At 66.0% G+C, this 11,934-nt stretch carries 10 protein-coding genes; 3 read left to right on the top strand and 7 right to left on the bottom strand.

Annotation, left to right across the window (positions count from 1 at the left end; translation table 11 throughout):
- Position 1: 1 nt before the first annotated feature.
- Both AAF563_20035 and AAF563_20030 read right to left on the bottom strand, forming a co-directional pair.
- Positions 2-862 (bottom strand): MBL fold metallo-hydrolase, encoded by an 861-nt coding sequence (locus tag AAF563_20035; GenBank protein ID MEM7123576.1) that lies wholly within the window; start codon positions 860-862, stop codon positions 2-4.
- A gap of 37 nt (positions 863-899) precedes the next feature.
- A complete protein-coding gene (locus tag AAF563_20030) occupies positions 900-2,525 on the bottom strand; it encodes an amidohydrolase (GenBank protein MEM7123575.1) in 1,626 nt (541 codons plus the stop codon).
- A 262-nt stretch (positions 2,526-2,787) separates the two neighbouring features.
- Between AAF563_20030 and AAF563_20025 the strand changes: the two genes are divergently transcribed.
- A complete protein-coding gene (locus tag AAF563_20025; GenBank protein ID MEM7123574.1) occupies positions 2,788-3,627 on the top strand; it encodes a class I SAM-dependent methyltransferase in 840 nt (279 codons plus the stop codon).
- Between the two features lie 115 nt (positions 3,628-3,742).
- Here AAF563_20025 and AAF563_20020 read toward each other — a convergent pair whose 3' ends face one another.
- The 5 genes from AAF563_20020 to hemC are packed head-to-tail and all read right to left on the bottom strand — an operon-like array spanning position 3,743 to position 10,294.
- Entirely contained in the window at positions 3,743-5,773 is a 2,031-nt protein-coding gene (locus AAF563_20020; GenBank protein MEM7123573.1) for a DUF4139 domain-containing protein, read from the bottom strand.
- Positions 5,774-5,832: 59 nt separating this feature from the next.
- On the bottom strand, positions 5,833-7,164 hold the full coding sequence (locus tag AAF563_20015) for a heme biosynthesis HemY N-terminal domain-containing protein (protein ID MEM7123572.1): 1,332 nt from the start codon (positions 7,162-7,164) through the stop codon (positions 5,833-5,835).
- Between the two features lie 3 nt (positions 7,165-7,167).
- Positions 7,168-8,643: a mitofilin family membrane protein gene (locus AAF563_20010; GenBank protein MEM7123571.1), complete on the bottom strand. Its 1,476-nt coding sequence runs from the start codon at positions 8,641-8,643 to the stop codon at positions 7,168-7,170.
- A 16-nt stretch (positions 8,644-8,659) separates the two neighbouring features.
- Positions 8,660-9,376: a uroporphyrinogen-III synthase gene (locus AAF563_20005; protein MEM7123570.1), complete on the bottom strand. Its 717-nt coding sequence runs from the start codon at positions 9,374-9,376 to the stop codon at positions 8,660-8,662.
- Positions 9,377-10,294, bottom strand: coding sequence for a hydroxymethylbilane synthase (hemC, locus tag AAF563_20000; protein ID MEM7123569.1), 918 nt, complete (start codon positions 10,292-10,294; stop codon positions 9,377-9,379).
- 96 nt (positions 10,295-10,390) lie between these two features.
- Here hemC and tsaD point away from each other — a divergent pair, with 96 nt between their 5' ends.
- Both tsaD and AAF563_19990 read left to right on the top strand, forming a co-directional pair.
- Complete coding sequence (gene tsaD, locus AAF563_19995; protein ID MEM7123568.1) at positions 10,391-11,437, top strand: tRNA (adenosine(37)-N6)-threonylcarbamoyltransferase complex transferase subunit TsaD; 1,047 nt, start codon at positions 10,391-10,393, stop codon at positions 11,435-11,437.
- Positions 11,434-11,934: 2-dehydropantoate 2-reductase N-terminal domain-containing protein (locus tag AAF563_19990; GenBank protein ID MEM7123567.1), on the top strand; the 501-nt coding region annotated here is incomplete at its 3' end. The genes tsaD and AAF563_19990, both read left to right, overlap by 4 nt.

Genomic DNA, 11,934 nt, shown 5'->3' with positions numbered 1-11,934 from the left:
GTCAGAACGTGTCGATGGGGATCTTGAGATAGGAGACGCCGTTGGCTTCCGGCGCCGGCACGTGGCCGGCGCGAATGTTGACCTGCACCGCCGGCAGGATCAGCGCGGGCGCCGAGAGCGTCGCGTCGCGGGTCGTGCGCATGGTGACGAACCCGGCCTCGTCAATCGTGTCATTGACGTGGATGTTCTCACGGCGGTGGTCGGCGACGCTGGCTTCATAGGCGAGCTCGCGCCCGTTGGGCTGATAGTCGTGGCAGACGAACAAACGGGTCTCCGCTGGCAGTTCAAGGATGCGGCGGATCGAAGCGTATAGCTCTGCCGCATCGCCATCAGGAAAGTCGCAGCGCGCCGTGCCACTGTCGGGCATGAACATCGTGTCGCCAATAAATGCGGCATCGCCGATCACATAGGTGATGCAGCCCGGTGTGTGGCCGGGTGTCGCCATGACGCGCGCCTGCATGGCGCCGATCATGAACGTCTCGTTATCGGCGAACAGATGGTCGAACTGGCTACCGTCGGCCGTCACTTGGTCGGCGATGTCGTAGAGCTTGACGAAGTTGCCTTGCACCTGCGCGACGCCGGCGCCGATGCCGGTCAGCGCGCCAAAGCGGTCCTTCAGGTAAGCCATCGCCGTCATGTGATCGGCGTGGGTATGGGTGTCGAGGATCCACGCGACCTTCAAACCCTCCGCCTCGACAAAGGCGATGAGTTTGTCGGCGCTTTCGGTCGCGGTGTGGCCGGACGGCGCATCATAGTCCAGCACTGAATCAATAATCGCACAGGCCGGGCCGTCCGGCTCGGCGACGACATAGGTGAGCGACGATGTGCGCGGGTCGAAGAAGGTCGTGACGTTGGGGTTCATGGGCGGCGGAACGTCTTTCCTGATTGGGTGAAGGGGGTTAGCGGAACTCCTGGTGCCGATCGAAGACGAAGGCGCCGTCCATCAAGGTGCCGTCGACCTCTGTCTCGAACAGTTCTTCTGCCGGGCGCTCGAAGATATCCCGGTCGACGATGGCGATGTCGGCCGCCATGCCGGTCGACAATCGGCCGCGGTGGTTCTCGGCAAAGCCCGCGTGCGCGCCGTTCTCCGTATAGGCGCTGAGCGCCTCTTCGAGCGTCAGCGCCTGATCGCCGCCGATGACATGACCCGACGATGTTTCGCGGGTAAGCGCCGCATAGAGATTGACGAACGGGTTAACGTCAGACACCGGCGTATCAGAGCTCATGGCCGGTTTGAGGCCGACACGTTGCCAATGCGCCATGGGGTACGCCCAGGCCGAGCGTTCTTCGCCGAGTACGTTGAGGTAGCTGTCACCGAAGTCGCGCATGAAGATTGGTTGTGGCGCCGGCGTCAGGCCAAGGTCGATCATGCGCTGGATGTTCGCGTCGTCGACCCAGCCGCAGTGTTCGATACGGTGCCGGTGATTGTCGCGCGGCAGTCGTGCGAGCGCGCGGTCAAGCGCCTGAATGGTCTGGTCGACCGCCGCATCGCCGATCGCGTGGATCGCGATCTGATAGCCGCGGTCGTGATAGTGCGCGACCATGTCGTCGAGATCGCGGTCTTCCAGGATCAGGACCCCGTCGGCGCCGTTCGAATAGGGCTTGCGCATGGCGGCGGTACAGCCGCCAGCGCTGCCGTCGGTGAAGAATTTTATCGGACCGACCGTCAACCGCCCGTTGCCGGTGCCGGTCAGACGGCCCTTGGCATAGGCCTGATCGGCGATACCGTCCGGTCCGCCGGCTATGCCCATGTACATGCGCACGGGCAAGCGCCCCGTTGCGGCGGCTTCCTCGTAAGCCTCGACATCGCGCCAGCCGCCATGGGCACCGACACACGCGTCCATGACCGAGGTGATACCATAGGAAAGGCATCGCTCGCCTGCCGACTGGACCGCCGCCATCAGATCTTCCAGAGACGGCGTCGGGATCTTCGATCTGACAAGCACCTGGGCGCGTTCCTGAAGCAGGCCGGTCGGCTCGCCGTTGACCTTCTCGATCACGCCGCCATCAGGCTGCGGCGTATCGCGGTCGATGCCGGCGAGCTTGAGCGCCGCCGAATTGGCGACCCCCATATGGCCACAACAGCGGCCGAGCCAGACCGGATTGTCGGGCGCCACCTGGTCGAGTTCGTGGCGTTGGGGATGCCGGCTCTCGGCAAACACCGTGTGGTCGTAGCCGCGCCCCTCGAACCAATCGCCGGGCGGCGTCTGAGCGGCCCGCGCGGCGACGCGTTCGAGCAGGCCGTCGAGCGTGTTGACCTCGGATGCCCGCAGATTGATGTGCTGGGCGGCGCGGCCCAAGGACATCAAATGCATGTGAGCATCGTAGAACCCCGGCATGGCGAGCCTGCCGCGCAGGTCGATCACCTCGGTCGCCGGGCCGACAAGCACCTCTATCTCGCTTTCGAGGCCAGCCGCCATGACACGGCCGTCCTTCACCGCAAGCGCCTCGGCCGCGCCCAGGTCCAGACCGCACCACACGCGGCCACCTTTGAGAACCAGATCAGCCTTACCGTCGACCGCCATACCGCCTTCCCGTCACATCTCTAGCGTGCGGGAGGGTAAAGTGGATCGTGCTCGGATGGAACCTTCAGACAAAGCTCACCTGGTCATGTGAGCCGGTCACCAGGCTTGAGAAGCGCAGCGGTGATGCTTTTGCCATTTACCGGCGTCACGCGATGACCGAGCATCATCGACCTCACGATGGGCCAAGAACACGATCCGAGGCAGGTGTTCCAGCGTGAGCGAGTTACGTCTTGGTCCCGTTGCGACATGCCGGAGCAAGTGAGTGCAAAAGACGACCGTGAACCCAGACCAGACTGACGCTTACGTCCATGACTACGACGGGGCGCTGACCGAACAGGTTATCGCCAGCCGGACGGCCGCCGTTCACGCGGCCTTTCTGGCTCCTTACCTGCATGCTGACATGGATATCCTGGACTGTGGTTGCGGACCCGGCTCGATTACCGTCGGATTGGCCGATGTCCTGACGAACGGATCGGTCACCGGGATCGATATCTCGGAAAGCCAGGTAACGCGCGCCCGCAAGTTTGCATCTGATCGCGGTTGCGCCAACGTCGCATTCGAGGTTGGCGATGCACGCGACCTTCCTTTTGAGAACGCGCGATTTGATGCGGTGTTCAGCCACGCCATGATCGAGCACCTGTCCGACCCCTCACCGGCTCTCGCGGAAATGCACCGAGTGCTGAAACCCGGTGGCCTGGCGGCAATCCGATGCATTGACTTAGGTGGCACGATCATCTCGCCGGATGACGGCCGGCTTGCCGCCGGCCATGAGATTTGGCGCAAGTATCGTGAGCACTGCGGTGGCGACGCGTTCATGGGTCGCCGGCTACGCGGCCTGTTGCACGAAACAGGTTTCGTTGGCGCTACGGGTGCGGCCTCCAGCGAAACCTGGGCGACACCCGAACGCACCAGACTGATCTCATCCGTCATGACCGAGGAGTTCTCGGGCCCGAAGATCGCGAGCACTGCCGAGGAGATGGGCTGGGCAAGCCGGGCCGACATGGAGGAGATAGGGCGCGCATTCGACGAGTGGGCCACCCACCCCGACGCCTTCATGACGATCACATGGGGGGAAGCGATCGCGTGGCGTGATCGGCCCTGAACAAGCTTCGGCTCTATCCGGAACGCCAACTGTCAGCGCTGGCGCACCAACGCCACGCAATGCGTCAGACTGAAGGTCGGCCGCTGTGCACGCGTCTTCCGACAACGGGCAGGGCCTATATCGTCAGGCCCTTGACATAGTCGGTGAGCGCCTTGCGACGAGCCGTCAGCTCGTTGCGCAAATCGTCCATCGTCAGCAACAAGCTTTCGATGGCGTCTTCCTGCTCGCCGAGCTTGTTCATATAGCGGGTGTGGAGATCACTTTCGCGCGGCACCGTGTCCAGGTTGTCGCGCAACCTCTCCTGCTCCTCCAGGAGCACCTGGCGTTCCCGTTCGGTCTCGGCGATCTTGCGTTCGGTTTCGCCGACCGCGCCCTTCAGTTCGGCCAGACGTTTGAAGGCATCGCGCACGTCAGCGGGGATCTCGCTGTCTTCAGCGAAATAGACGACCTGCGGATCGGCCATGGTCAGGAGATTGAGGCTTTCTGCCTGGGGCTGCTCCATGACGACCTTCATCGTGACCGTCTGCCCGGCCGGCACGCTGACCGGAATGCGATAGGCGGTGTCGGTCTTCTCGACATCGCCGGACGGCGAGACGAGGTCCCAGCCGAAAACGCGCGGGTGCTCCAGAATGACCTCTCGCGCTTCGCCTACCGGCGCCTCGATGGTGTAGGTCGTGGTTTGCGTCTGCGTATGGGAGACGTGCAGCACGCCGCGATCGATGGTCGCGCGGGAAATGGTTGCGGTGTAGTCGTTCTCGCGATCGATCAAGGTCTTCTGGTCGACCGCGTAGGCGATCAGACGGCTGTCGCCGGCCTGCAGCGCGGGCAGCCGCGCGTCGCCAACAAAGGTCTCACCGCCGCTGACCGTTGACTTCTCGTAGATCGTGACGACACCAGGCGGCAGACCGATGGCGGTGTTATTGGTCAACTCGACCGCCGCCAGCGGATGACGCGCCTGGACGTTCGGCGAATAAAGCGCGACGTGCGCGACGTCGACGTCCTGGTCGACCAGCGGCACCATCAACGACTGGCCGCGATCGACGGTAACGGGCTGCGGGACACGGAAGACGACCTGGGTGGCCGCATCCTCTGATGTCGCCGCCGTAAGGGTCGCATAGCCGGGTTCCTCGACAGGCGCCGGCACGGCAACATCGGCCATGACGGCCGACTCCAGCATCATCTCCTCAGCGGCATAGACGGCGGCACCAAAGTCGGCTTCTGCCTCCTCGGTGCGGGCCCGGCCACCGACAGTGCCGCTATCAACCGGCGGCAAGACTTGGCCGGCAACGTCGACCGGCACTTCAGGACGCGCCACGTAATAGGCCTGATAAAGCGCCTGCCGGAACGTGACGGGATTGCCGCTGACCAGTGTCAGGTCGACGGCCTCCCAGTCCTGACCGCTCATGTTCTCCAAGACCGCCCAACCCTGGAGCAGCGCCTTGCCGTCATCGCCCAGGGCGAGGCGGTAGCTGGTCTTCCAAAGCGGCGCTTCGACCACATAGCCGACGCGGACCAGGCGCTCGCCCTCGCCGGAGACCTTGACCTCCAGCGTGCGGCGGTCCTGCACCCGGTGCTGGGCGAGATCGGCGAGTGCATCGGCGATCTGCTCCTCAAGCTCGGCATCGGCGAACGTGATCTCGTTGGCGTCTTCCAGGATCGCCTGGGCCAGACCGTCCTCGCCCATAACGGTCAGCCGGTGACGCGTGATGGTGGTGCCGTCATCCAACTGCGTGACTTCCGGCACGACGCTCAAGATCCTTCCGGATATCCGCGACGGACCCTCGATGGTGACCTCCGAGCCGGTCAGCGCGCGCAACAAAGTCGCCGGGGACTGCAGGGCCGCGCCGTCGAACGGCAGGTCGCGGAACAGGTCGGCGAGCCCGGCGCGGCCGGGCAAGCTGACGGAGCCCACGCCGCCGGCGCCATCGAACACCACCAGGCTCTTCAAGACGTCATCGACCTGATCGAGCCGGACATCGAAGCGCAGCGTCTGGTCACCATCGACCGTGGCCTCGTATTCGAAGTAGCCGACGCCACCGGTCGACAGCACCGCGCGTTTCAGCGTCAGGTCCTCATCAGCAGCGCGCGCGACGGCGGGCGCCGCGAGCAACAGAACGAAACAGGCGACTACGGAGAGTGTGCGCATGGCGAGCGCCTCCTGAGGGTCGATGGGGGTCGTTTGAATGGCCCTACGCTAGGGCCGAATTATGACGCCAAAGGGGTCAAAGCGCGGCCTGTGACGGCTGGTGCGACGGCATGCGGCTTGGTCCAGGCGAGGGAATCGAAGGTGCCGCAGTGCGGGCAAACCGGCGCCCACGTGTCCGCGACATGGCCGCAGCGCTCGCATTGCCAACCTTTGTCGACGTCCGCATCGGCCGCCTTGCGCAACCACTCCTGGGCCGCGTCGTCGTTGCCCTCTTTCTCCTCCAGCGCGACGTAGAGCTGGGCGATTCTGTGGCTCATCTCGATCTTGGCCGCGTCGTCCAGGTGCCGCCGAGCTTCGCCGGTCAGCCCGGCATCGAGCGCCGCACGGGCTGACGCCACGTGCGACTCGACCGAATTCGGCGCCGCCTTGACTAGCTTTTCCATGCGCCGATAGGTGGCAATGGCATCTTCATCCCGTGCGGCACGCCGGTAGGCCTTTGCCAGATCGGGATGCGGATCGACGGCCCAGGTCTGCTCAAGGGTCTTCGCCGCCGGTCTGAACTTCTGCTCGTCGACCAGAAGGTCGGCGAGCAGGATCGCGGCGGGCACCAACTCCGGCGCCTCGGCATGGGCCTCGCGGGCGAACTTGATGGCCTCCGACCGCTTGAGATCCTTAAGCGCCGCGCGCGCGCGCTCGACCAGCACGACGGCGCGCCGCCGCTTGCTGACGGGCTTGCCCACGGCGCGCCGATCGACGGCCGATTCAAGCGTGCGCTGCGCTGCCTGCCAATCGCCGTCGCGGGTCTCCAACTCGAACAAAGCCTCGGCCGCCCAGGCGGCATCGGGGCGCAGTTGGTGGGCGCGCCGAGCGTACTCCCGGGCCGCCTCATAGTCGCCGCGCCGTAGCGCCTCGACCATCAGGCCGCGCAGCCCAAGGAACTCGGTTTCCGGGCGCTCCAACATGGCCTCAAAGGTCTCGGTCGCCGCCTTGTCATCGCCGTCCAGCTGGGCCGCCTGCGCCGACAACAGCAGGGTCAGCGGCGGCCGGTCGAGCATATCGTCGGCGCGCCGCGCGTAGCGCCGGGCCTCGCTGGAATCGCCAGCGGCAAGCGCCACCAGGCCGCGCGTCAGTGATTCGTACCCTCTCTCTCGACGATTCTGGTGCAGCGACTTGCGCCACCGTCCCGGCCCTTTCTTGAGCCAAATCCACCCGCGATAGAGGATCGCGACGACCACGGCCAAGATGGCGATGATCAGGACCAGAACCGCCACGGAGGTGGTGATCAGATAGTCGCCCCATTGAATTTCGACATTGCCAGGACGGTCAGCGAGCCAGACCGCGATGGCGATCAAGATCGCCAGGCCGAGCACATAGAAAACCAGACGCCGCATGGCTTAGCTGCCGCTCTCGGTGGCGCCGGTGACGAGCGCGGAGGCGCGCTCGCTCAAGGTCTGAACCGCCTGATCGACATCCAGCCGGTCACGCGCCTGGGCGAGCCAGTCGGCAGCGGCGGTCGCCGCATCGCCGGTCAGGCTCGACACGTCGTTGACCGCGGTGCTGAGGTCGCCGGCATCGAGCGCGGCCTCGGCGCGGGCGACCAGCGCCTCCGGCGTATCCCCTTCGACATTACTGCCGACCCTGCGGATCGACACCAGTCCCTCCAGACTCGACAAGGTCTGATCGATCCAGCCGCCGCCGGCATGCGACGCCGCCACCACCGCATCGGCGGTCGCGCCGAAATCGGCCTGCAGGCTTGCGATCGACGGGACGCCGGTCGCGGCCAATGGCTCAAGCTTGGCGAGCGCCGCCTTCGCGTCGCTGTCATCGGGCGCGACGGCGCTGGCCGCCGAAAGCTGCTGATCGAACGCGCCCGAGCTCATCGCCGCCTCGCGCAACTGGCCGACGGCGACAACAAAGGCCGCCTTCGGGTCGACACTGCGTCCCGCCAGCTGATTAACCTGGCTGGTCAGGCTGGTGACATCACCGGAGAGGGTCGTGACATCGCCGGAAAGCGTATCGAGCTTGGCGATCTGGTCCTTCAGATCGCTGACCGCCTGGGACGTCGCCTCGACCTGCTGCTGCAGCGCCGTCACCGATTGGCTGAGCGCGCCGTCGTCGCCCGTGCCTTGGCTGGTGGATGCCGACGACAGGGCGGCGACGGAGGCTTCCAGCTTCTTGACCTGATCCTCCAGCGCCGAGATATCAGGCGTATCGCCGGTGCCCGATGTCGTGCCGGATGTCGTGGTCGACGCTGTACTCGCCGTCGTCTCCAGCTCGGTAACGCGGTCGCCGAGATCGCTGACCTGATCCGTGAGATCGCTGGACGCGTCAGTCGATGAGACAGCCGACGACACATCGTTCTCAAGTTTTGAGACACGATCGCCGAGGCCGCCCAGATTGCCGACATCGGCTTCAAGTTCGGCGAGCTTCTGTTCAACGTCGGAACTCAGCGTCGCCGCCTCGTTCGGGAACAGGCGCGGCCCGAACCACGCGACGGCACCGGCCACGATCACCACCAGCACGATAATGCCAAGAATGCCGCCAAACGATGAGCCGCGCTTATGCTCAGGCGGCGGCTCCTGCGCCACAGGCTCCGCGTCGTTGTTCAATGTTCCGTCGGTCGTCGCTGTCTCGTCGGTCTGCTCGGCTTCGTCGGTGGCCTCGTCCGCCTTGCCGTCGGTTTCCTCCGCGACATCCGTTACATCGGTCATCGTCTCGGGGTCGACCGCATCATCGCCGTCAACCTGGATATCCGATTGATCCGCCGGCGTTCCGTCGTCTGTATCGGGCTTGACCGAGCCGGGCGCGTCATCATCAGGTTTGATGTCGTCTGCCTCAGGCTTGTCGGTCTTCTTGTCCTTGTCCTGCATGGCTTGCGCCCGTCAGTTAGTCGGTCAGGGCAGAGCATATCAGATCGATCAGCGCCCCGCCGTCAGGTTGCGCGGCAACGAGAACCTCCCGCCAAGCGGCCGATTGGCTCGCTTCGGCGACAGCCTGGCTCAAACAGAAGGCCTGAAGCCCCTGAAGCCGGTCCTCGACACCCGCCGCGCGGGCCAGCTTAACAAAGACGGCCACCGTACGCGGCGAGAAAAATACCGCGCCCTGGACGGCATCGTGGGTAAGTGCCTCATGGGCTGCCGCCGGCAAGCTGGCAAACACCTGCGCCCTGTAGGCAACTGCGCGTTCCACGGCAAAACCCGCCGTTTTCAGCCGTCCCGCGAGATCGCCCGCCGTCACACTGCCCGCGACGTGCAGCAAGGGTCCGGCGGCAGGGCGTAGGCGCTCAATCGCGAGATCCGCCAGTTTCTCGACATCGCCGCCGGCGGTCGCGACCGAGCCGAACCCAAGCTCTCGCGCCTCCTCGGCCGTGGCCGGCCCAACGGCCACAACGCTGAGATCCCGCCGTTCGGTGCAGCGCGCCAGGGCCCGGGCGCCATTGGCGCTGGTCAGGAGCACAGCCTGCACGCCGTCGAGGCCGACATCCAGGTGGTCGTCGAAGACCACGGTCATGACCGGTGCGATGACGCTCTCGACACCACGTTCGGCGAGCCTTTCGGCAAACGCCCGGGCGTCTGCTTCGGGGCGCGTGACGAGTAGGCGCATCTAGGTGCCAGCCAGGAGAGCCCGCGCGCCCTGCTCCAGCAGGTCCTGGCCGAGCGCGTCGCCGAGGCCGGCGGGGTCGCTCAGCGGCCCCGCCGACGCGGCGGCGATCTGCTGGCGGCCGTCCGTCGAGAGCACCATGGCGTCGAGATGGAGGCTCTCGCCATTGACGCGGGCGAGCGCGGCGATCGGCGTGTGGCATGAGCCGTCGAGCCTGGCCAGCACCGCGCGTTCGGCGGTTACCTCGGATGCGGCGGCGATGTCGTTGATGGCCTCAAGCCGCTCGCGCGTCCGCGTGTCGTCGGCGCGGCAGACAAACCCGATCGCACCCTGGCCGGCGGCGGGCAGCATGTCGGCGGGATCGAGGACCGCGGCTGCTTCGCTGTCGCGGCCCAGGCGTTTCAGACCGGCGATCGCCAGCAGGGTCGCGGCCATCTCGCCGGCCTGCAGCTTGGCGAGACGCGTGTCCACGTTGCCGCGCAGCATGACGATTTCCAGATCCGGCCGGCGCGCCAGCACTTGCGCGGTCCGCCGGATCGACGCGGTGCCGACGCTGGCGCCCTGGGGCAAGCCGTCGAGCGATGTCGCGGATGTGGAAAGAAAGGCCTCGCGCGGGTCTTCACGCGGCAGGAACGAGACCAGCGCCGTACCGTCGGTAAGCCAGGTCTCGACATCCTTCATGGAGTGTACCGCCGCATCGATGCGGCCCTCGAACAACGCTTTGTCGATCTCCTTGGTGAAGAGGCCCTTGCCGCCGATCTCCGACAACGGGCGGTCACGCACCCGGTCCCCGGTTGTCTTGATGACGGCGATCTCCGGCTCCGGATCGTCCGGAAAAGCGGCCATCAGCGCATCACGCGCCGCATGGGCCTGCCAGAGCGCCAGCTTGCTGCCGCGCGTGCCGAGTTTGATCGCCGTCATGGCGCCAAGCTTTAGGCTCCTGGTGCCGCCATGTCGACAGCGGAGATCGCCGCCCCGGCGGTAGGCAAGGCAGGCCCGGCACCCTACATTGGCGCCATGAACGTGTTGGGTATCGAGACGAGTTGCGACGAGACGGCGGTCGCCGTCGTCAATGACGAAGGCGATGTTCTGGCCGATCTCGTGTTGTCACAGATCGACGAGCATGCGCCCTATGGCGGCGTGGTGCCGGAGATTGCCGCGCGCAGCCATATCGATCACCTGGACCCCCTGATCGGGCGGGCGATGGATGAGGCAAAGCTCGCCTGGTCCGACCTCGACGCCATCGCGGTCACCGCCGGACCGGGCCTGATCGGTGGCGTCATCGTCGGACTGATGGAGGCCAAGGCGATCGCCGCGGCCCACCACCTGCCGTTGGTCGCCGTCAACCATCTGGAAGGCCACGCGTTGACCGCGCGCCTGACCGACGGCGTCGACTTTCCCTATCTCCTGCTGCTGATCTCCGGCGGCCATTGCCAGCTTCTAATCGTCGATGGCGTCGGCCGCTACCAGCGTCTGGGCACCACCGTGGACGATGCGGTCGGCGAGGCCTTCGATAAGACGGCCAAGCTGTTGGGCCTCGGCTTTCCCGGCGGCCCGGCGGTTGAAAAGGCAGCACAAAGCGCTGATTCAAAACGCTTTTCTCTTCCGCGTCCGATGCTGGGCCGGGACGGCTGCGACTTCTCGTTCTCCGGTCTGAAGACCGCCGTGCGCCATGTCATGGAGGCGGAAGAAGCCATGAACGATGGTGACCGCGCCGACCTCGCCGCCTCGTTCCAACAGGCGGTTGTCGACACCATTACCGACCGGACGGCAAACGCGATCCAGATGTTCCACGCCATCCATCCGGGCGCATCGACCCTGGTCGTCGCCGGCGGCGTAGCGGCCAACAAGGCGCTGCGCCAAGCCCTGGAGACGACTGCCGCGGCGCATGCGATGACCTTGGTCGCGCCGCCGCCGCGGTTGTGCACCGACAACGCGGTGATGATCGCCTGGGCCGGCCTGGAGCGCCTTCGCCTGGGTGACATCGATGCGCTGGACATCCCGGCACGGGCCCGCTGGCCGCTGGATCCCGACGCGGCGTCGGCGGCCGGAGCGAAAGCATGACCGGCTCGATCGGCATTGTCGGCGGCGGCGCCTGGGGCACGGCGCTCGCCATCAACGCACGGCGCGCCGGGTGCGATGTTCTTCTGTGGGCCCATGAGGCCGACACCGTCGCGTCGATTAATGACGATCACGAGAACCCCGTCTTCCTGCCCGGCATCGCGCTGGATCCCGCCATCCGGGCAACCGCCGATTTGAGCGGGCTGGCCGAGCGCGACATCGTGCTGCTGGTCATGCCGTCTGCCCACTTCCGCACCGTCGCCCACGGACTCGCCGGCGCGCTGAAGCCAGGCGCCATCGCCTGCGTCTGCACGAAGGGGATCGAGCTGGCGACCGGCGAACTGATGACCGGCATTGCCGCCGACGAATTGCCTGAGGCACGCATCGCCGCCTTGAGCGGCCCGTCCTTCGCCGCCGATGTCGCGCGCGATCTGCCGACCGCCGTGACTGTCGCCGGCGCGGACGACGTGCCGGCAATCCTGGCCGACGCGCTGACATCG

It is taken from the genome of Pseudomonadota bacterium (assembly GCA_039028155.1).
Taxonomy (GTDB): Bacteria; Pseudomonadota; Alphaproteobacteria; order SP197; family SP197; genus JANQGO01.
The sequence above is the reverse complement of the archived record's forward strand: the minus strand, read 5'-3'. Positions and strand labels throughout refer to the sequence as shown.